A 21,952-nucleotide genomic window follows, 5' to 3' on the forward strand; every position below is an offset into this window, starting at 1 on the left:
CGCGCCAATAGCCTACGGCATCGCTGCGCTAGGGTACGTCTCTACAAGGGATGAGAACTTTTCCTAAATAACTCCCGCGTTACCCAGGGCTAAAATTACCCCAGCCCCTAAAATATGTCCAAAACTAGCAGTCGCTAATAATTCAGGAAATCCAAACCCGGTAAACATCCGGGGTAAACCGGGTAAACTCGGCCCTTTGCCACGATTTTCTTTAGAAATGGCATAGAAACCGATGAAAATTGCCAATAGGTTTGAGATAATCATCACAATGGCTACACTCGGAGACCAACTCACGGTGGTGGGAACATTGTTTTGTATTGACATCAGTAGGGAAGTGTAAATCAAGTTTCTATTCTCCTGAGCAATTTACGATTTTTTTAATTTCAACGGTTGATTATAGAAACCCAACGCTAAAAATTACCAATTTGTTGAAAAAGTTAATATATAGCAAGCGCCAAGGCAGTTAGGACACCAGACGGATCTTAGAACCCAGACGGTGAAGTAATGACAGAAAATCAATACAAAAGAAAAAACACATCAGTATTTGCTTAAACTACCTTCTTTGTGGAGTCGGAGCTATTATTGTGGGACGGCTGGCTCTGTATAAGAGTGAAACTATCAAGAAATATATTGCTAACCAAAACTCTCATTAACCTTCACTCCGCCTTTAGGCGGGTATTCTACATCCCACGCTTGAAAGACGTGGGCTTTGAATACGGTTATTGTAAAATTTTGATCAGAATTGTCTGCTGTGAATCAGACTTTAAACTCAACTTCAAGACCATCAATGCGAATTAAAATTTGTGGAATTACTCGACCGGATCAGGGTTGTGCGATCGCCCAAATGGGGGCGACAATGTTAGGATTTATTTGTGTTCGGTGCTCCCCTCGTTATGCCACGTCGGAGCAAATTCGCAGGATTTTAGAGAATTTACCCAACTCGATTCAAACTATTGGTGTATTTGCTAATGTGAGTGTGGAGGAAATTTATCAAACGGTCAGGGAAACGGGATTAACTGGTGTACAACTTCATGGGGATGAATCTCCTGATTTTTGCGATCGCCTGCGTCAAATCCTTCCTGATACAGAACTGATTAAAGCCCTACGGGTTAAATCCCCAGCGACTTTAATTCAAGCTCAAGACTATTTTAATTATATTGATTCGCTATTATTAGATGCTTATCATCCGCAACAGTTGGGAGGGACAGGTCAAAGGTTAGACTGGCAAATTTTGAAACCATTTTCCCCCCCCTGTTCCTGGTTTTTAGCCGGAGGATTAACCCCGGATAATATTGGGGAAGCATTGCAACAGTTACAGCCCGATGGTATTGATCTCTCTAGTGGGGTTGAACGTTCTGCTGGTGATAAAGATTTAGCAAAAGTGAGTCAATTATTTCAAGTTCTCACGGATTTTTATTCTTAAATAATCATTGAATTGATGGTAGTTTTAACCCTGGCTTAAAACTTTGATGAGTGATTCATCGCCGCCAACTCCTTAAATTTATTCTGAACTTAATCCTGATTTTTGTTACCCTCCCCATCTGGATCAACTTCCTCCTCTAATGTAACTTCTGGAAATTCCCGATGTAAATTTTCCATCATAGATTTGAGAGAACTCCGAGGAATATAAGGCCAACCCCCTTTAGATTCAATTTCTCGTAATAAATGATAGAGTTTTTGACGACTATCGGGTAAAGATTGCTGAAATAAACTTTCTCGGATGTTCTGGTGTAACTGTTCTAAAATTCTCAGTACCGCTAAAATTTCCAGAGGGTTTCCTTCGGCGGTTGTGGCTAAGGTTAAAACCTTTTCTGCCAGAAATTCAAGCTGAGTTGACCGAGCTTGTGAATCAAATTCAGTGGAATTGTCCATAATTGAAATCTATCATTGCCAAAAACCTAATGAGAGAGGGCGCTCAATAAATTAACTTAATTAGTTTAACTTATCGTTGAAAAATTTGTACTTCGTCAGAAAAACAGTCACGAGCCTTGTACGGGTATGGTGTAGAATCACTATTGGGTTAAGATTCAGCTACCAAATAGCTCCGGTGATTCAACGTGAACAACTCCGTTGAAACAAAATTCCTCCCGTCTTTGTACCGAGGAGTTCGAGAACGCAACCCTAGAAGTGTTAAGACTTGTGGCTAGGTCGCCAACAACGATTTTCTTCGCCACAAACCTAATTTCACCAAAAAACGAGCGAGAAGCCCCTGGCTTTAGACATGGGGAGGAAAGTGGCTGCGGTTTCAACCGCCTTCAATATTTCCTGATCTAAAAGTAAGCGCAATTGCAATATCTTTTATAAGGGTAGTTGTTTTGAGCGTGTAGAGGTGATTTGATAGCGCCTTTGAGAGTTTTCGGATTCATTCAAGAATCCCCGTGGCTTCAGCCCTGGGGAGTATCAAATATCAATTTTGCATATTTGAGGTTGACAATGAGATATCGCGCTTTGGTTGCTGCACTATTAGCAATCTGTTTAACTGTACTTACAGCTTGTTCTGATGGCCCAGAGGCTAAAGATCCGAAGCTACTGACCTATGATGACATTAGAAATACAGGATTAGCTGTGAACTGTCCGACTTTACCCGAAACAGCCCGGGGTTCTATTGCGATTGATGGTGGTAAGTCCTACAGTATCAGTGGTTTGTGTCTGCAACCCACCAGCTATTTTGTCAAGCAAGAATCTACCAACAAACGCAAAGAAGCTGAATTTGTTCCGGGTCGTTTATTAACCCGATTCACCTATAGCTTAGATCAAATTGGGGGTAACCTGCTGGTGGGTTCCGATGGTAAACTCACCTTTGAAGAAAAAGATGGGATAGATTTCCAACCGATTACGGTTTTATTACCCGGTGGTGAAGAAGTTCCTTTCTTGTTCACGGTTAAAGGGTTAGTGGCGAGTTCCCAACCGGGATTATCCAGTATCAACACTTCTACCGATTTACGCGGGGATTTTAACGTTCCTTCCTATCGAGGTGCTAATTTCTTAGATCCTAAAGCCCGTGGGGTGAATGCTGGCTATGACAACGCCGTTGCTTTACCTGCAACCGCCGATGGAGCCGATTTAAGCACTGCTAATGTCAAGTTAGCAGATACCAAAGTTAAAGCGGGTCAGATTTCTTTACAAGTTTCTAAAATTGACGGCGAAACCGGAGAGGTGGCTGGAATTTTTGAAAGTGAACAGCCTTCTGATGATGATTTGGGTGCGAAGGAATCCTTGGCTGTGAAAGTTCGGGGTGTTTTCTATGGTCGGATTGAAACTGCTTCCTAAGCTGATCTATCCTTGAATTAAGTCCTGATTTGATCCAGGAAGAATGGGGGATCAACAGTTGCCTGTCTCCGGTTTGTGGACTTAATCACTGATTGGTGGTAGGTAAGGGTTCAGCCCTCAGCCTTCCTGAATTAACACAAAAGTTTTTCGCCAAGTGAGTATTTATAATTCCCAATTTCAGGAAATATTAATCAAATTTTTCTAAATATCTTGCGTTAACCCGGCAAGTTGGGCTACAATAATATGTTATTAGCCATAATAGTGTATATAAATTTGCTAAAGCTAGGCTTCTAGCCGATGGCTTAAAAGTCCTCGTTTAGTGCTTCAGCGACCTCACATTGACTATTAAATATAGGTTCAGAGTCCCCCCTGTGTTGGGGCTAACCCTCTAACCTCCCATGCCATTAAAGCCTAGTGTGGTCAAGATTGATACGGAACTTATTAGCCAGCCCTACCAACGCAGGATATTGTCATGCCTACTCAAGTTGTCAATTACCCTAGGGGAGAAAGTTTAGAACTGTTACACCAATATCAACAGTCTGCTTCCAAGGATATCCGTAACCGGATTGTTCAGTTAAATATTGGATTGGTGCGTAAGGAGGTACACCATTGGGTGAACCAATGTACGGAAAGTTATGAAGATTTACTTCAAGTCGGTTGTATTGGCTTAATTCGTGCAATTGAGCGATTTGACCTGTCGAAAGGTCATGCCTTTAGTTCTTTTGCGATTCCCTATATTCGGGGGGAAATTCAACACTATTTAAGGGATAAAAGCCCGTCGTTGCGGGTTCCCCGTCAATGGTTGACCTTACAACGGCAATCTGTGAAGGTAATTCAACAACTTCAGTTAGAACTCAAGCGCCCGCCCACGGATGGGGAAGTGGCGGAGGTTTTGGGAATTTCTGTGAATGAGTGGAATGAGGTTAGGTTAGCTAATAGCAACCGTTCTATGCTGAGTTTGGATGCTCCGATTATGGATGGGGAAGATGGAGCGACCTGTTTGGGGGAATTAGTTCCCGATGGTCGTTATCGGAGTTTTCAGTTGGCGCAGGAGGATCAAATTCGTGTCCAGCAGGCTTTGGCTAAATTAGAGGACGGAACCCGTAAGGTTTTGGAGTTTGTGTTTCTGTATGATTTAACCCAGAAGGAAACGGCCGAACGTTTGGGTATTAGTTCGGTGACGGTTTCCCGTCGGGTGAAAAAAGGGTTAAGTTCTTTGCAGAAAATGATGTCTGGTGGTGAGTAGTTGAGTTTTTGGGAATTGACACTCTCACCGTATAAAGGTGAGAGTGTCAACTGAATGTACCTGAAATTTATGGGCAAATTGGTTACTGTAGTTACGGGGTTTGCGGATCATGACGATGTGTGACCTTCTGGAATTCCTGGCAAAGAGTGAAATTCAACACTTCCTTGATTTGGAGTTAGAGTTTGATAGAGAAGTTCTTGACAATGATTATTTTCATCAGCCACGATTATTTTCGCTTCGTGTCCATTTTTTAAGATTTCGGAGCGATCGCATTGTTCATTTGCCCAAATAATTAGTAGATCATCTTTCTGACATAGCAGTGCTGCCCCACCATTTGGACAAACTATGCCAGAACCTGCTTCACCTGGTAAAACATAGGTTGACCAACGGTTGCCATTATTGATATTGACGATTTGTACTTCTTCTAAAGGTAACATTCCTACCTTTTCTAACAAGTCTGAGTCTATGGTTAAACTACCAACATAGTCACGCTTTGCCTCTGTAACCCTGACCCGATGAAGTTTTGCGTGCATTAGTTTGATTATACCCATTATTTTCCTTTTTGATTTATTTGTACAATTAGAGTTTTTAGAAAATCAGAATACCTGTACCCGCCCCGATATCTAGGATAGTGACATCAAAAAGCCTAAGTAGAACTTAGGGGTTTTAACCCATTTTTCTGATAAGTCCCCCTTAAAAAGGGGGATTTAGGGGGATCTGGTCTGGGATGAAAGCAATGAGATTATTGCTTAATTTGATTACACAGGTACTATAGCAGGGAACAGCCCCCCCAAACCTCCCGTGCACGGGGGGCTAGGGGCAGGGATGTTTAGTTAATAACAATAGCGATCATTAGTATTGGGTTTGGTGTTTTCCTTTCCAATGCGGGTCACACCGAGAACGGTGGAAATAATCACGCAGCGTTTGGTGTTGCCGAGGTCGGGATGGTTCAGGGTGATGGTTCCGAGCGCTTGTAAACTGGTTTGGGTGCATTCGTCGTTGGGGAAGTAGACGGGACAGCCTTTGTAGTTGAACAGGGTGCGGTACATTGTGCCTGATGTGGTGACTTTGTTGGTGGTTGGGTTAATTTTACGCAGGCTGGTTTCGAGTTTGCCCTTGGGGTTGGGTTGTTTATCATCAATGATAATACCGGGTTCTAGGGTTTGCCAACTGCCAGCCGGGAGTTGAACTGGGGGGATACTAGCGGGATGGAGGGCAAATTTAATCGTTTTGGGGGTTTGTTGGGTTTCTTGGGTTTCTTGGATGCTGACTTGCCATGCGGTTTTTTCCCGTTTGGCGTCGCTTTGAGCCATTTTGAATGCCCATTGCAGTTGTCCTGTGGAGGTGGCGAGACGATGGCGGTAAATGAAACCTAACCAACTGGGGATAGCAATGGCACCCAGAACACCAATTATAAATATAATAATTAGTTGTTCAGTTAGGGTAAATCCGCTATTAGAGGAGGTTAAGGAGCGATCGCTGGTCTTTTTTTGATTGATCATTTTAGCACACCTGATTTTAACTAAAGTAGTTATGTTTTCTGAGCGAACCTAACTACCAGTCTGCAAAAAATCAGGGGCTTTGACCACGGGAGAATTACGGATCTTTTAAAATTATTTTGAACATTGAAATTTTAATCAATCTGTGGATATTACGGAGTTATAGTAGCTCTTGTGGCTATCCTGAAAGGGATTGGGCCTAATTTAACCACAAAGACAAAAGTAAGTTTTTGCCCATTACTATAATTGCAATGCCGCAAGATGGCGGCTACGCGATCGCATTCTTTCAACTATTTGGGCTCTGGACAACCTTTCACATCATCAGTACCTTCTGCTGTTCTTGTTGCTCCTAAAATCGTTTGTACAATTATGCAGTTTCGGGAATTTGGACTACCTTTAGGATAAACAACAACGCTAAAACCATCTGTATTCACAGGGGGTGTACTTTGCTTCAAAGCTGGATCTTTAACGGTTCCTCGATAATCGAAAGTAATTGTATTTTTGACTGTTCCATTCGCTTGAGAATAAATTTTGAGCATATTCTCTTTAATTGCACCATCAAGACTCAAAGATTGCCATTGTTTACCAGCATCTGGTGTATCTTTTTTGTAAATACTATACTTTGGTGGATCTTTAGCGGGATCGAATTGTAGTATATAGTCGTCTTTACTTCTCTTGGCTTCTGCTTGAGCAGTTTTAATAGCTTGAGATACCTGATTATTAACACTTTTAATTCGTTGTCCGGTTGTAAATGCTTGCCAACTAGGGGCGGCGATCGCACTTAGAATACCAATCATTAAAATCACAACTAATAATTCAATCAGACTAAATCCCTGATCAGATTGAACGGGATTTTTTTTTAACCGATTTATTAACAGCCTATTTAATATTTGTTGATTTTTCATAATTAATCCTTTTTGATTATTTAATAATTTTTGAGTTAATTCTAATTTCCCAGACCACTTAATCCTCGCAATTGAACTGATGATTTTGGACAATAGGGTGAATTACTATTAACACCAATATTAGCATTAGCCGTCGGACAATCGGCTCCAGCATCATTACGTCTTAGTGCATTTCCCTGAATTGTTAATTTAGCTAAGTTATTTGTTGAACTAGGATCTAGTTCCAATTCTTCAATGTAGTTAACTAAAACTTGTGAGTTAGGAAAATCGGTTTTGCTTGTAACATTTTCTAAGGGTTTAGATAGACTAAAATTAGAATTATAGGCTTTATTATTTTCCTGAGCATAGCTCTCAAGGTTTGTTCCAAGTTCTGCTTTTGTATAGTAGGTTCCATCATCAGGTTTTTTTAACCCCTCAGAAATTTCATATCGAACTATTCGACTAGGACAAGGTTTTTTTGGATCTGAAGGTTGACACCAAATTGATGTTTTATCTGTTTCTGGAAGTAAGTGATAACTGACTAATGATAAAACGTAGGTGTCATTACATTTCTCCGGTGTTGTACATTCGTCTTTAGGTAGTTTAGTATAATCTACAGGAACAGCATCTTCTACTAATTTTCGTTTCCAAAACACCAGAATAGGGGTTCCCGTAGTCGGTAAAAAGTTGTTACTTTCAAGGTTATCAATCTGCTTATTTAATTTTGTATCAGTTGATGTTGTGTTCGTGTAAATATAGAGAGCTTGACTAACATCCTCTGCAATATAATCTAATGCAGATTGGATTTCTTCTTCGGTGTTTGCCTTAGCACTTTCTCGTTGATCATCGTTTAATAGACCAATGACCATTCCCATCAAAGGAGTGATCACAATAAAAGCAATAATTGTACCGACTAATAGTTCTATCATTGTCATGCCTTTGACTTGATAGTTTCGATCAAATTTTGCCGGACTTGACCTAACTTGATGTTTAAGTAATAATTTTAGAAAGATACTCATTTTTATTGCTCCATTAACTTAAGAAAAGTATGTGAATTAAGTTAGACTTAAAATATTACGGTCAAGGTGTACCCTGTAGTCGGTCTCTAAGATTTTCAAAGGTTGCATCTGACGGTAAAACTTCAGTTTTCATCATAACTAAAGGTAAACCGCGATTACCTAACGCATTCGTTGTTAAGCTGTCCGACTTAGTAGGTGACTGAAGCGTTACACCAGGGGCAAAAGAGTTAGCGCGGTAAACTCTCACTGTCATTTGATAACCTTTTTGTGGATTCGTAGCATCACCATTTGTTATCAGAGGTTGAACCACCATATCAACAGGGCTATTTGTTTGACACCCTGCTGTTTCATCAAGATTTACACAGTACAATTTTTTATCGGTTGTTGTACAATAACCATCTTTTGATGTGCAATCACTTGTTAAATCACCTGTTGCTGGAGCGGTAATTGCAGTTTGTTTGGGTGCTCTTCCCTGTATTGCATTGGCATCAGGAGCAGCTTTCACCCAATCAATATAACTTTTTCCCGCTTGAGTTGCCAGTTCAACTCGTTTGGCTTGCACGCGAGTCCCCACAGAGAAGGCAATAACGGGGCCAATTGCTAACAACATGACTGATACAACAATTACCGCCATTAGTCCCTCAAGGATGGTATAGCCTTCTTGAGAAGGTGAGCGTTGATTGAGTGGGCGTTGCTTTAAAAACATGACTTTTTCCTCCTATAAAACTTAGCTACCATATTTAGCAGAGCAAGTTTGACCGGGTATTGCTCTGGTTGTGGAGATCGTTCCGGGGGTAGCGGTTGGTAACGGTGCGACCTTAGAACACAACAACCCTTTAACCCAATCATCATCTCGACTAACTTCGCGGAAATATTCATCGGGGTCAATACTTTCATCCGCTAGAGAGAATTTCTGGGCAAATAAATCCGGGGGTTGAGATAACAGACCGACATCAAAACCCCACTTCCGAGTCGGTGGTAAGAAGTAGCCAATCTTACCAGTCCCTGGATTACTTTTGTATTTGCTGGCATCGTTACCTGTATTCCCAAACATTCCGGGTGGACGTTTAGCGTAGGGATATGTTGCATCATCCATGACGCTGAAGTAAGGAGCGGAAGCGTAGGAACTGCGATTGGTTTGAATAAAAGCACCAGCGATACTAGCAGTTTGGGCTGGAGTTTGCCAGTTTTCTAAGAAGCGGGGTAAGTTTTGTAAACCGCCATTGTTGTCTCCAGGACGGGCTGGGATATCTCCAGTTGCCATGACTAAGTTAAACTCGTTCAAGTTAGTCGCCGTCTTAGGTGCAGCCCGAACCACCCACCGACTACCTACTTGAACCTCAGCGCCTACAGGGAAGGCAGTTGTTGTAGCAGTGGAGTCAGTGGCATGGATTTGCAGGATGGGAACTAACAGGGGTTGTCTATCTGTCTCCACGAAAGTATCAGGAGTGGCAGGTGCTTCTGGATTATAATACCAAAGGGGGTTAGTACCAGTGCTGCTACGAGCATTGGTAGTGGTACGAGTTTGGAACCAAAGAGCGTTAGGTTTAGTATCTGGAGTTGTATTCGTATCAGCAAAGGTAGCTTCAATTATTTGTGTGCCCCCCTTAACTCCTAATGGTATTGGTAAAGTCCCGTTCAACATGAGTGGATTTGTTGCTGTTGCAGTATCTCGCTTAAAAGCAACACGACGGGGGAAACGCTGATACTGGGAAGCAGGCGGAGTAGCAGTTGTGCCTGATAATAAGTTATTAACATTGGTGGTAGGAAGTAGATCCGTTGCTTTGCCTGGGCTTCCCGTATTTGGAACTATCACCCAATCTCCGGCATCACAAGCAGAAACAGGAAGTTTCAAACAAATTTCAGTTAGAAACTCCTTGGGATCATTATCAAGTCGTCGCTGAACCGGAGTCACAAAGTTATTGAAGTAGGAACTATTCAGAATTGTTCCTGTAGTTGAACGGTAATTCAAATCAACAGGGGTAGCATCCGCTCCATTGATATCTCCATTGTCGTCGATATCAAAGCGACCTGTTGTTAGCCCCCCACTACTCAAGCCATTAATGGCATAGTCATTATTCAAGAAACCGTTTTCCAGACGAGCCGTTTTTGCTGAAACCCAAATACCACCTCTTAGAATCAGTGCGCTACCCGCATTATTTCTGAGATCAAAATCCCCTTCATCTCGATAACCAAACCGGAAGTTATCAGACAGCAGGGTAATTGCATCCGCTAAGACGTTAGCAGGACGCCAATCGTCTCCGGTATCACATTTGAACCCCGCAGCTTGAATTCTAGGATCTCCTGCACGACAAGCAAAGTTAGGATTGAGGGCACTCGCTGCACGGCCATAGAAATCGGCAAAAGTCCAACTAAAAGTACCTGTAAATTCCTGTTGGGTATGTTTATTAAAATCCCCTTTAATATAAACAGGCAAGTTGGAGACTAAAGTTAGTCCTTTGTCTTGAACAACATCTTGTACTGTGGGAGATGCAGGTAATGGACGCTTTAAACTACCATTGGCGAGAAGAATCCCATTTGGGCGCCGGGTAGGATCTAATTTTAAGTCCGCCGCACTTTCTTCGAGATCAGCCGGGGTGTCAAGGGTGTCGGGTTGGGCGCTTAAATCGGGAAGTGCATCATCCCGACTAGCGTAGATAATTCCACTGAAGGGTAATAGATATTCTTCCCCGGCTTTATTTCGGGGTGCTTCTTTTACAGGCAGACTTTGGGCAATAGGTTGGTTTGCCAATAATTCTAAATCAATCCGAGTCACGCGAACTTCCTGCGGCATCCGTTCTTCTAGGGGGAGAGTGGCGCGGGCATTTAACTGCGCTTTCTGGGCAGTATTAGGAGGACTGCTGAGGGTGAAGGTTTCATCAACGGTTGTTGTTGGCTCATCCGGTTCATTGGCTTTGACTTCTCTGGCATTTAAAAAGGTGACTTCCCGAATCGCTCCATGAGGAATTACCGCGTCAGATGGGGTAATGCTGCCACTGATGATATCTAAAGAACAGAGGGCGCTATCAATGGCCGCTTGATTTGCTAAGGTCAGATCATCTCCGTCGAATAGGGTTTTTAAGGCATCTCTCAGGGCGGAATTAGCAAATCGACCATCGGGGAAAACATAGTTAGCTTGGTTTCCCAGTTCCGCAGCCGCACCAGAGACCGTATAGAGTCCTGTCGTAGAACTGTAAGAGGCGGCCGTCGGTCGGGCTGTTGTGGGTTTGGGGTAGGCTACACCATTATTGGATTTGCCATTGGCGGTATCTATTAACAGTCCCCCGTCAAAGTTAATGCTATTTTTGGCTGTAATTCGATTGGTTGGATCATAGTAACTACTAACGCAAGCAATCGGTTGTTGATCGGTGTCGCTATTGGCAGGATCATAGGGATCGGAGGCATAGTGATAAACCACTGATGCCCGCATCTTCAAATCTCCCTTCTTAGCTCCATTAACCTCAGACATGGGCATGGTATCGGGCCAGACAATCGGAAAAGTTTCTGTTGCTGATGTGGCAGGATCATTATAGGTGTCACTATTAGCAACCCATCGGGGGGTCGGTAAAAATGAGTTTGTCCGATCATAAATTCCTGCACCTGTAATCACCCGTAACCCGCCAATGGCATCTAATGGAGCTTTGGGTTTTTGGGCTGCGGCTTTTTCCCAATAGCCATCTCGTTTGGTATCGCCTAAGTTCGGTAAGGGTTTAACTTGGGTGCTGCGAGTTCGATCCACCGTATTCGGAGCAGTCCATTTCTGGCCCGTAATGAGTAAATTTGCTGCGGCTTTCCAACGGGTATTTATGGTTGAATCATAGTCTAGGGCGGGTAAGTTATTTCCGGCTATGACGCGATCGCCTAAATAGTTTTCTTTTTCATTTTTCTTCTGAGTCTCCGGTTCGGTTTGCTGAAGTTGACCAGAAACAAAGGTTACACCAGAGGTACTGGTTGTTCCTGCTGCGTTAGTTGGCAATCTCCAAGCATCTGTGGCGGGTCTTAAATCTTCTGTTCCTAATCCTGTTGCCACTGAACCTGCACCTGGAATCGTTTTACCCTCTACTTGTGTAACTTTCCGAATACGAGCTTTGAAATAAGCCCTCAGTTCTTCTTCACGGACTGTATCAGGTTTTAGTGTTGTATCTTGTGTTAGACGCTTTTGAACAACCCTTTCAATTGAAGGTGGCATATTACTTGCCACGATGTCTGTTCCTTTATCTCCTGGAGTTGCCCTCAAATCATCAATCAAAGCACTGAGACGCTCTTTATAAGCAGCATCATCATACATTGCACTGTTGACAGCAGTGCTGACCGATTGATTAGTCGTTGTAATTTTTTGAGTGGCGGTTGGGTTAGTTCCGGCTCCTTGGTACAAATGCACCTGTACAGATTTTGAATTAACTTGATCCGTCATGCCATTTATAACGTTACCTGCCACAACAACTTTACTGTTTTCTTCTCTATAAAAACAAGAGTTAATTCCACTAACTTGATATAATTTCAAGTCGTCGTTAGCAAAAGGAGAAGCGATTAAATTACTGTTGGTAAAAATCCGTCCGTTTAAGTTAAGTCCAAACCCAGGAGTAATAATTAAATCATCTTCATAAACAACTGCATTATTTGTTAGGGGAACCCGTGTGAAATCAAGTTGATATTCTAAAGCTGAAAAGCTAGGTGTTCCTTGAAATTGACTATATTTATCTGAGGTAAAGACTAATTGATTTTGACTATTTTTAATCAGGTTTGAACTGCTAATATCTGCTAGAGTAATCGGTACAGTTGTTGTATAAACAAAAAAAGCTTTTTTCAGGTTGCCATCTAACCTTGACCAACCGGAATCATCGACTAGACCGCTCGTTCCCCCGGAGGCAATAACCGCTTGACATTGCTTGCTGATCCCAGAACTTGGGGGCATGGGAAGGGTTCTGGCATCTAAAGGGTTTCTAGTTCTATCCGTTCCAGGTTTGCGGAAGAAAATCCCGTAGTAGGTAAAACTATCAAATTTCCCATCATTATTAGTATCTACTGGAAATCGCCAAGCAGTTTGAATAGCGTCTTGATCTTCTAGTGGTTTGAAATTCGTGCCATCCTTGATGACTGTTATTCCAGCGATGTCATCAATTTCATACTGAATTTGTAAGCGTTGCTCATCACCTAAATTATAAGAAGGATCATTTAAAGCTCTACTCAACACATCATCAGATGGTGTTTCTGTTGTTTCCTTTCTTGATAACAAATATTCAATTTTTGCTTTTGCCCGATCTAATGCCGGGGTTGCAGCTTGTAAAACTTGTTCATCTACCCGTCGATATTGAGCCATTTTAGCCCGATCCATCGATCGCAACATAATAGTTATGGTCAATAGCACCACCACTAATAGCACCATTGTCACCGTAGGCAACACAAAACCCGCCCGACCATAACGATCTTGACGGTTTATCCTCATCCAGACCCTAAAAAGCGATCGCATTGTCCGCCGTGTCATCCGTTGAAAAGCAATCCGGATCGAACGAAACAAAGACAGAATAGGATTAGAGAACTTGTTGTTGTGATGTTGTGACATAATATATGCCTACCTAACCTGTGATTGGAATGGTTGTGATGGCGAATAACGGGAAAAACTCCCTACCTTTAGTTTTAGCATTTCTGCCCCAGAATCGCCTCGGTAAAAATACCGATATTTCCGAGTTTAGTCGCGCTTGCTATTAATGTAAGAAATACAGTTTAGGGATTCTCCTCTATTATTTATAATGCCCAATTTTTTTTGAAAAGCGATCGGGATCTGGATATATTAAGTTTTTCCTTTTTGAATCCTAAGACCTAACCCCCCAGCCCCCTTCCCTGCGAGGGAATGGGGTGTAATCGATCCTAAATCTCTTTGAGATTTAATATTAGAAATTCTTCCCCCTCTCCTTGTAGGAAAAGGGCTGGGGGAGAGGTTACACAATTTTTTAATCTCAAAATAAATATCCCCCCTGTTGTCTAGGGGGGGTTAGGGAAGTTCTGGCTATTGTTCGGCCCCATTTAAAATTTGTTCAGATCAAGTCCTGCTTTTTTTGCCATGGCTTGTAACCCTTTCAGTTCAATAGTTTTAATCGCTTTTGTAGAAAGTTTTAATCTCACAAAACGATTCCCCTGGGGCCACCAAATCCGTTTCCACTGTAAATTCGCTTCCTGCAATTTGTGGGTGCGACGGTGGGAGTGGGACACGGCCATACCGTTATTGGCTCTCTTTCCCGTTAACTGACAAATCCGAGACATGGTTAACTCCAGCTTACTCTTGTTTTAAAAGTCCAAACCCCCATTATACAGAATTTTGGTTCTAACAATCCCGTGGCTTTGAAAGTCCTTTGATTTTATAGCAGGGAACAGCCCCCCAAACCCCCCGTGCACGCCGGGGATAGGAGGAAGGGAACAACAGCCCCCCAAACCCCCCGTGCACGCTGGGGATAGGAGGGAGGGAACAACAGCCCCCCCAAACCCCCCGTGCACGAGGGGCTGTTTCATTCTCTCCCAAAAATTGTGTGACCTCTCCCCCAGCCCCTCTCCTACAAGGAGAGGGGGGAAGGATTCCTAATATTAAATCTCTTTGAGATTTAAACAGATTAATTACTCCCCCTTCCCTCGTAGGTAAGGGGGTTGGGGGGTTAGGTCTTAGGGTTGACGATAGAAAATGAAACAGCCCTGCCGTGCACGGGGGGCTAGGGAGGGAGGGAACAGGAGGTTTGGGTTAAAAAGTTCGCATGGTCGGGAACATAATCACATCTCGAATGCTGGCGGTATTCGTAAATAACATTACTAACCGATCAATTCCAATCCCCATTCCACCACAATTTGGCATCCCTAAAGATAGGGCTTGAATGAAGTCTTCATCCATCGGATGAGCTTCTTCATCCCCGGCATTTTTCTGGGTTAATTGTGCTTCAAATCGTTGGCGTTGGTCTTTGGGATCATTCAATTCAGAAAAGCCATTAGAATATTCTGTCCCATGAATAAATAACTCAAAACGTTCTACAAATCCCGATTTAGAACGGTGACGTTTAGCTAATGGACTGACTTCCACAGGAAATTCCGTAATAAAAGTGGGTTGAATTAATTTAGGTGAAACTAACTTATCAAAAACCGTATAAAGGACATATCCTAAACTTTGGATTTCTAATTTTGATAAATGTAACCCTAAACTTTCTACGGCTTTCAGGGCTTCATCTAACTCTAAGGTATCAAAATCTAACCCAGTTGTTTCTCGCACCGCTTCCACCATTGTTTGTACTTTCCAATGGCTTCCGGTAAAAGTCGGATATTGTTCAGAATAGTTATATTTTCGTTCTAAACTTATCACATCTCCCTGATATTCTAGTGAAGTTTGTTCTCCTAAAACATCCTTAGCGATCGCACAAATCACATCTTCTACTAAAGTGATCACATCAAAATAATCAGCGTAGGCTTGATATACTTCAATCGAGGTAAATTCGGGGTTATGGGTACTATCAATACCTTCATTTCTAAACACCCGCCCAATTTCAAATACCCGTTCAAAACCGCCACAAATTGCCCGTTTTAAATGCAATTCCGTAGCAATTCGCAGATATAAATTAATATCCAAACTGTTATGATGGGTAACAAAAGGACGAGCCGCCGCCCCGCCATAAATTGCTTGTAATACAGGAGTTTCTAATTCCTCAAAACAATTATCCCATAAATAAGTCCGCATCCTTTTCAGGATTCGATTTCTAACCTTAAAGGTTTCTAAGGATTTAGAGTTACTAACTAAATCAATTTCTCGATGACGACGACACAGTTCCGGGTCATTAACTCCATAATAGGAATCAGGAAAAGGCATGGTAGCTTTAGAAACAATAAAAATCCGTTCCACCTGTACGGATAATTCCCCTCGGTTAGTCCGACAACCAATCCCTTCGGCGGCAATAAAATCCCCCAAATCGAGATATTTTTTAACCTGATTAAAGGATAATCCTGTTTCGCCCGTAACTATTTTTTTCTCTAATTTGAGTTGAATTATTCCCGCAATATCGGTTAAACCGATAAATCCAATACTTCCACTATCGCGTTTAAAAGTAATCCGTCCACAAACCTTTAAAGGAATAGCATCGGCGTCGCTTTCCCCATCATTTAATTCTTTACCTGGTTGGGCGAATAAGTCTTTAATGTCCTGGGTTGTATGTGACCTTTGAACTGAATGACTGGGATAGGGTTCTATTCCCAATTCTCTCAACTCATCGACTTTTTGAGAACGAACTTCTACTTCATTGCGGGTTTCATTTTTAGCCATGTTGATGATTTCCTATATCAATTTATCCTCAATCTTTTATAATAACAGTGATTTGCTATTATTTGGAAGATAAATTTCTAGGTTCTTGCTCATCGGGTCGTTTTTGGGTTTTTCCTAGAAAATATAGTCGTTAGGGTCATATTCATCTAGGCAAAATCTGAAAATGAGGTAAAATAGACATAGAGCAAAACTATCCTCAGACAATTTATGCCAGCTTACAATGAAGTTTTAACTCAGGTCAAAAGTTTAACTATTACCGAGCAACTTCGCCTTTTAAATGATCTAAAAGGCATGGTTGAACAAGGGATTAAAGTTGATGATGATGAGATTATTTCTATTGAAGATATTAATGAAAGTGAAGTTGCATTACAAGACTATTTAGCAGGACGTGATTCTGGTAAATCCCTAGAAGACATCGAAATTGAATTATTTGGAGGACAACTTGACTAAATGGCATTTAATCATTTTGAAACCCGCAGAACGTTACTTAAAACGGCTGTCATCAGAGCATCAAGCCCGAATAATTCGGGCTTTAAAACTTCTGCAACAAGATCGAAACTTGGTTGATATTAAGTCTTTGCAAGGTCGTCCAGAATGGCGTTTAAGAGTGGGAAATTATCGAATTTTGTTTGTTATTGATCCTGAGAATACAATTTATACTGTGACTCTAATTAAGCCTCGTGGAGATGTTTATAAATAAATGGATCATTATTTTACTCGTTTCTAGGTTCTACCTAGAAACGCAATTAAGGTGGCTCTGCCACCAGAACACTATCATAATATTATAATAGAGGCAGAGCCTCTATTTAGCATTCCAAGGCAGAGCCTTGGAACGAGGATATTTAGGAGTTGATATTAATGATAAACTAATACAAGGATAATTAAGAGGTGAATTATGGACATCAAAGAATTTTTAGAGAAACGTTCTAAAGGTGAATCTAACTTTCAGAACGTACAATTATATAATGTAAACCTTGAAGGAACAGATTTAGGTGGTATTAATTTCTCTGGTGCTAATTTAGGAGGTGATAAATTAAGCCGTGCTAGATTATATGGGGCTAATCTCAGTTATACCAGATTAACATCAGTTTATCTTGAGCAAGCGTATATCTCTAATGCGAATTTGACAGCAGCTGATTTAACAGGTTCTATTCTGAATAGAGCAGATTTTACAAGCGCAAATTTGACGGGAGCTAATTTAACAAATTGTAGTCTGAATAGAGCAGATTTCACTAGGGCAAATTTAAGTCGAACTGATTTAAGAGGAGGAAAATTTGAAGGCAGTAATTTTATATCATCTAACTTAAATTTTGCCAACTTAAGTGATGTAAATTTATCGTCAGTAAACTTTATAAATGCCAATTTGGAATGTGCTAATCTGGAAAATGCTAATTTAAACAAAGCTATACTTAAAAATGCTAATTTAAAAAAAGCTGATTTGCGAGGAGCTAATCTAATTAATGCAAATTTAGAGGGTGCAAACTTAACTCAAGCTGATTTAACAGATGCTAATATTTATGGAGTCAATCTTGAAAATGTTAACTTAACAGATACAATTATGCCTAATGGAGAATGCTATAAACCTGAAGATAGCACTCCTGATTTACCAGACCCAATAGAAACATTATCAGACACAGAAAAAACCATGACTCGTAAAATCATTAAAACCGAAAACGCTCCCAAACCCGTTGGCCCTTATAATCAAGCGGTAATGGTCAATAACATGATCTTTTTATCGGGACAAATTGCCATTGACCCCCGCGTTAACGACATTCTTTATCCCGATGACGTCATCAAACAAACCGAAAGAGTCATGTCAAATTTAGAAGCCGTATTAACAGAAGCCGGCGCCACCTGGGAAAACGTAGTTAAAACCACAATATTCTTAAAAGATATGAACGATTTTACCCAAGTTAATGAAGTCTATTCCAAATATTTTAAACCCGAAACCGCACCCGCTAGGGCGACCGTTGAAGTGTCCCGTCTTCCCAAGGATGTATTAGTAGAAATTGAGTGTATCGCCGTCCTCTAAAAAAATTCGTTGTTGGGCTTTAGCCCTCCAAATATTCAGGGCTAAAGCCCAACAACGGTTTTTAATTTGTTTTATTTGATGTCTTCATCATCGAGTCCAGGTCTGGTAACATAACTAATATGATTTTGATCTTTAATCGGAATAAAGAAAATAGTTAATAACCCTGGAATTACCGCCATTGCACTCAATAAAAAGTAGTTTTGATAGCCTAAATCTGCTTGAATATATCCACTAAATACCCCCGGAATTAATACTCCAGCCGCCATAAATGCCGTTGTAATTGCATAATGGGAGGCTTTATATTCAGGACGGACTGTTTGCATTAAAAATACAGTATAGGCGGCTACTCCTAAACCATAGGTAAATTGTTCCAGGGAATTAACCACATAGGCCCAAATAATTTCCGGTTGAGTTTTAGCTAATAGCCAATAAAATATATTAGTAAAATTTTGGAGAATTGCCATCGGCCATATCCAGGTTTTTAACCCTTGTTTAGCGATTAAAAATCCTCCTAATAACCCACCAAATAATAGGAAAATTACCCCAACCGTCCCCGATAAAATCCCAATTTCCGCCGTCGAAATGCCTAACCCGCCTTTTGCAGCCGTATCCATTAAAAACGGAGTTGCCATTTTGAAAGTTAAAGCATCTCCTAAACGGAATAATAAGATAAAAGCCAGAGTCCAACCAATTTTATATTGAGTAAAATAGGTTTTAAAGGAGTTCAGGAAATTAGCGGAATTTGATAGATTTTCCGTTTCTGAAAATGTAACTTTTTGAGGTCTGGGTAAATATATTTTCTGAAATCCGTAGATGAATAAAAAGATTAAACTAGCGATAGAAAAAGCAATTGACCATCCCCATTGTAATGCAGGAATTGAAAAATTAGACCCCAATAAATTAAACTGAACTGGGTTATATAAAATTTCTCCCGTCGGACTTTTACCATTACTATATTTTTCAGCAATATTTCCCGCTAAAAATACTAAACCCCCACCTCCAGCTAATACCGCCATCCGATAAGCGGTATTTCTAACCCCGACATAAAACGCCTGTTGGTCTAAATTTAAAACCGTTAAATAAAACCCATCAATTGCTATATCATGGGTAGCACTAATAAAAGCAATTGTGGCAAAGATTACAATAGAAATCGGAATAGCTTGCGGAAATAGTGCCCCCAATGCTAAAATTAAGAATAGGATTGTACATAGAATTTCCATTCTTAAAATCCATCGCCGTTTGGTTGAATAAATATCAACAATTGGCCCCCATAATCCTTTCATTACCCAAGGCAGGGATAAGAAACTGGTTAACCCAATTAATTCGTTACTCGTCCCTAAACCCTTTAAAAAAACCACCGACATAATATTAACGACAGTATAGGGAAATCCTTGGGCAAAATATAAAATTGAAATCCACCAACCGGGATGCAGTTTTTGTTCTTGATTTTTCATGTTTAATGCTTAGTTTCAAGTTAAGATAATCAATGATCGTGAGAATTGTTTTATCCTACAACAATAGTGAATCTCTGCCAATGGTTAAAATTACCCAGAATCTCAAAAGTTTAGTCAGCAACGGATTATGCTCAAGTATCTTATTGATGAAAATATGGATTCCTAAAATGTAAAATTTTGGTCACACAATCGGCTATTATTATAATAATGTATGTGAGGTCGCCAAAATTTATTTATGAGTCCAACTATTTTGCCTTATGATTCTGCTCTTAACGGTTTTCCGGTGTTGGGTTTACCTGTACATTTAACTAATAATTATACTAATTGGTTATTACAACGTTGCCAACAAGAGTTAGGAACTCACGTTATTACTTTGAATGCAGAAATGGCAATTCAAGCAGAAAAAGATCCTAAATTAGCAGAAATTATTCATTCAGCAGAGTTAGTAATTCCCGATGGTGCGGGGGTGGTGCTTTATTTACAATATAAAGGTAAAAAAATTCAACGTTGTCCGGGTATTGAATTAGCAGAAACCTTGATAGAAAATATTGGTAAATTAGATAATTCTGAATTAGTCTTTTTCTATGGGGGAAAACAGGGAATTGCTGAACAGGCGGCGGATAATATTCAACAAAAACTCCCAGGTCTGGGAATTTCTAGTTATCATGGTTATCTGTCTGCTTCTGAAGAAGAAGATTTAAAAATTACTTTAAAAGACCTACAACCCAAATTAATATTAGTCGGTTTGGGTGTTCCCCGTCAGGAATTTTGGATTAGTCAAAATCGTCATCTTTGCCCGAATTCTATTTGGATAGGTGTGGGAGGAAGTTTTGATATTTGGTCAGGAATTAAACAACGGGCACCGGAATTTTTCTGTAAATATCATTTAGAATGGTTATATAGATTATATCAAGAACCCTGGCGTTGGCGTCGGATGTTGGCGTTACCAGAGTTTGCGATTAAAGTGTTATTAAAGGGAACAGGGGTCACGGATTTAAGATGATTACCCAGATTAACACAGATTAAAATCCGTGAAATCCGTGAAATCCTCTTAAATCCGTGATATGCAATTGGAAAAAAGAGGGTTTGGAAACCAAACTCCTACGATAGAATAATATATAGCAATCCTAAATCAGTTGTAATATTTCCATCTATCTCGACCCCTCCCAACCCTCCCCTTAGTAAGGGGAGGGCTAGGGTGGGGTTCTATATTCTGATCGCAAATCATTTAAGATTGCTATATCTATATTAGGAAAAAATAGCCCCGTTTAAGTTAGCAAATTTTAGGTCAACTCCGGTTAAATTTGCTCCGGTTAAATTGGCTTTACTTAGGTTTGTCCCTCTCAAATTTGCGTAGGATAAATTGGCATTTTGTAAATTAGCTTTAATTAAGGTTGTCCCTCTTAGATTAGCTTTGGTTAAATTTGCTTGATAAAGATTAGCTTTGTTTAAATTAGCAAATCTCAAATCAGCTTCGCTCAAATCAGTTTCACTCAAATTAGCCTGATATAAATAAGCTCCATTTAGATGTACTTTAATTAGTTTAGCATTATTTAATTCCGTGCGATATAGATAAGTTTCAATCAATTCTGCTCTATTTAATATGGCTGTGCTAAGATTAGCTTGACTTAAATTAGCTTGAAATAATACAGCTTTACTGAGGTTTGCTCGGTGCAATTGAGCCAAACTTAAATCCGCTTGTTTTAGATTTGCCGAGCTTAAATCCGTGGCAATTAAATTGGCTTTACTTAAATCAGTATTTTGTAAATTAATTCCGTTTAAATCAGCGCCCATTAAGTTGGCTTCGCACAAGTCCGGCTGAATATTAGGATTATTTGAACGCCAAATTTGCCAACGTTGAGATCCCCATTTTAATAAATCTAAATGTTCTGAATTTGCCATATTTTTTTACTAATTTATTCGGGATTAAAACTACCTAGTGATTATGTCATTATAAGCTTTAGACAGTACATATTCTTTTTTTTTGTCTGTCAAATATTGGTACAGACGGACGATACGAATTGCAAAGGCATAACTCTTTTCTTGCACTAAATTATCAGGTTTCATCATTATACCACACCTCATTAATAGCTTTAGAAATTTTTCCCCGACATTCCTTAATTCGTAATTCGTAATTCGAAATTCCCAATTATTCCTCTCCCCAAATACGATTAAGAGTATTTTGAATCTTTTTCTCAAAGCGGGTAATTAATTCGCGGTTAGCATTAACTAAGGTTTGCTCGGCTTCGATTTCTGCT

The 21,952-nt window shown here is 40.4% G+C and carries 19 protein-coding genes; 7 read left to right on the top strand and 12 right to left on the bottom strand.

Translation table 11 applies throughout. From position 1 onward, the window contains the following. Positions 1-63: 63 nt before the first annotated feature. The gene (gene psaK, locus NMG88_RS00960; RefSeq protein ID WP_375295595.1) at positions 64-324 is read right to left on the bottom strand and encodes a photosystem I reaction center subunit PsaK; all 261 of its coding nucleotides are present in this window, start codon (positions 322-324) and stop codon (positions 64-66) included. A 463-nt stretch (positions 325-787) separates the two neighbouring features. On the opposite strand from psaK, the gene NMG88_RS00965 reads away from it, so the two are divergent. Then, positions 788-1,423 carry a phosphoribosylanthranilate isomerase gene (locus tag NMG88_RS00965; protein ID WP_026787256.1) on the top strand — a complete coding sequence of 212 codons (636 nt, stop codon included), beginning with the start codon at positions 788-790 and terminating at the stop codon, positions 1,421-1,423. Positions 1,424-1,512: 89 nt separating this feature from the next. On the opposite strand, the gene NMG88_RS00970 is transcribed toward NMG88_RS00965, so the two are convergent. Further along, positions 1,513-1,872 (bottom strand): hypothetical protein, encoded by a 360-nt coding sequence (locus tag NMG88_RS00970; protein ID WP_036834084.1) that lies wholly within the window; start codon positions 1,870-1,872, stop codon positions 1,513-1,515. A 561-nt stretch (positions 1,873-2,433) separates the two neighbouring features. Between NMG88_RS00970 and psbO the strand changes: the two genes are divergently transcribed. Both psbO and NMG88_RS00980 read left to right on the top strand, forming a co-directional pair. Next, positions 2,434-3,270, top strand: coding sequence for a photosystem II manganese-stabilizing polypeptide (gene psbO, locus NMG88_RS00975; RefSeq protein WP_042156912.1), 837 nt, complete (start codon positions 2,434-2,436; stop codon positions 3,268-3,270). A 472-nt stretch (positions 3,271-3,742) separates the two neighbouring features. After that, positions 3,743-4,516, top strand: a complete 774-nt coding sequence (locus NMG88_RS00980) for an RNA polymerase sigma factor SigF (protein ID WP_027254885.1) — start codon at positions 3,743-3,745, stop codon at positions 4,514-4,516. A gap of 107 nt (positions 4,517-4,623) precedes the next feature. Here the strand turns inward: NMG88_RS00980 and panD are convergent, their stop codons facing one another. The 8 genes from panD to lysS all read right to left on the bottom strand — a co-directional run bounded on the left by panD (position 4,624) and on the right by lysS (position 16,208). After that, entirely contained in the window at positions 4,624-5,049 is a 426-nt protein-coding gene (gene panD / locus NMG88_RS00985; protein WP_227373518.1) for an aspartate 1-decarboxylase, read from the bottom strand. Positions 5,050-5,349: 300 nt separating this feature from the next. Next, entirely contained in the window at positions 5,350-6,018 is a 669-nt protein-coding gene (locus tag NMG88_RS00990) for a pilus assembly FimT family protein (RefSeq protein ID WP_254035017.1), read from the bottom strand. 287 nt (positions 6,019-6,305) lie between these two features. After that, complete coding sequence (locus tag NMG88_RS00995) at positions 6,306-6,920, bottom strand: type II secretion system protein (RefSeq protein ID WP_254035018.1); 615 nt, start codon at positions 6,918-6,920, stop codon at positions 6,306-6,308. A 41-nt stretch (positions 6,921-6,961) separates the two neighbouring features. After that, positions 6,962-7,918, bottom strand: a complete 957-nt coding sequence (locus tag NMG88_RS01000) for a hypothetical protein (protein ID WP_254035019.1) — start codon at positions 7,916-7,918, stop codon at positions 6,962-6,964. Between the two features lie 61 nt (positions 7,919-7,979). Continuing rightward, positions 7,980-8,624 (bottom strand): hormogonium polysaccharide secretion pseudopilin HpsB, encoded by a 645-nt coding sequence (gene hpsB, locus NMG88_RS01005; protein WP_254035020.1) that lies wholly within the window; start codon positions 8,622-8,624, stop codon positions 7,980-7,982. 21 nt (positions 8,625-8,645) lie between these two features. Next, a complete protein-coding gene (gene hpsA / locus NMG88_RS01010) occupies positions 8,646-13,481 on the bottom strand; it encodes a hormogonium polysaccharide biosynthesis protein HpsA (RefSeq protein ID WP_278047048.1) in 4,836 nt (1,611 codons plus the stop codon). Between the two features lie 461 nt (positions 13,482-13,942). Next, positions 13,943-14,179 carry a 50S ribosomal protein L28 gene (gene rpmB / locus NMG88_RS01015; RefSeq protein WP_026787250.1) on the bottom strand — a complete coding sequence of 79 codons (237 nt, stop codon included), beginning with the start codon at positions 14,177-14,179 and terminating at the stop codon, positions 13,943-13,945. Between the two features lie 469 nt (positions 14,180-14,648). Continuing rightward, positions 14,649-16,208 (bottom strand): lysine--tRNA ligase, encoded by a 1,560-nt coding sequence (gene lysS, locus NMG88_RS01020; protein ID WP_227358220.1) that lies wholly within the window; start codon positions 16,206-16,208, stop codon positions 14,649-14,651. 207 nt (positions 16,209-16,415) lie between these two features. Here lysS and NMG88_RS01025 point away from each other — a divergent pair, with 207 nt between their 5' ends. From NMG88_RS01025 to NMG88_RS01035, 3 genes are all read left to right on the top strand, one after another. After that, positions 16,416-16,658 (top strand): hypothetical protein, encoded by a 243-nt coding sequence (locus tag NMG88_RS01025; protein WP_235750911.1) that lies wholly within the window; start codon positions 16,416-16,418, stop codon positions 16,656-16,658. Beyond that, positions 16,651-16,908 carry a type II toxin-antitoxin system RelE family toxin gene (locus tag NMG88_RS01030; RefSeq protein ID WP_235750910.1) on the top strand — a complete coding sequence of 86 codons (258 nt, stop codon included), beginning with the start codon at positions 16,651-16,653 and terminating at the stop codon, positions 16,906-16,908. The genes NMG88_RS01025 and NMG88_RS01030 overlap by 8 nt, the downstream gene beginning before the upstream one ends. Before the next feature lie 195 nt (positions 16,909-17,103). Next, positions 17,104-18,240 carry a Rid family detoxifying hydrolase gene (locus NMG88_RS01035; protein WP_254035022.1) on the top strand — a complete coding sequence of 379 codons (1,137 nt, stop codon included), beginning with the start codon at positions 17,104-17,106 and terminating at the stop codon, positions 18,238-18,240. 71 nt (positions 18,241-18,311) lie between these two features. Here NMG88_RS01035 and NMG88_RS01040 read toward each other — a convergent pair whose 3' ends face one another. Beyond that, positions 18,312-19,694, bottom strand: a complete 1,383-nt coding sequence (locus NMG88_RS01040; RefSeq protein WP_254035023.1) for an MFS transporter — start codon at positions 19,692-19,694, stop codon at positions 18,312-18,314. Positions 19,695-19,929: 235 nt separating this feature from the next. Here NMG88_RS01040 and NMG88_RS01045 point away from each other — a divergent pair, with 235 nt between their 5' ends. After that, positions 19,930-20,697: a WecB/TagA/CpsF family glycosyltransferase gene (locus tag NMG88_RS01045; RefSeq protein ID WP_042156889.1), complete on the top strand. Its 768-nt coding sequence runs from the start codon at positions 19,930-19,932 to the stop codon at positions 20,695-20,697. Between the two features lie 245 nt (positions 20,698-20,942). On the opposite strand, the gene NMG88_RS01050 is transcribed toward NMG88_RS01045, so the two are convergent. Continuing rightward, the gene (locus NMG88_RS01050) at positions 20,943-21,596 is read right to left on the bottom strand and encodes a pentapeptide repeat-containing protein (protein WP_026793621.1); all 654 of its coding nucleotides are present in this window, start codon (positions 21,594-21,596) and stop codon (positions 20,943-20,945) included. Between the last annotated feature and the right edge of the window lie 356 nt (positions 21,597-21,952).

This window comes from Planktothrix agardhii (genome assembly GCF_904830935.1).
In the GTDB taxonomy this organism is placed as follows: Bacteria; Cyanobacteriota; Cyanobacteriia; order Cyanobacteriales; family Microcoleaceae; genus Planktothrix; species Planktothrix agardhii.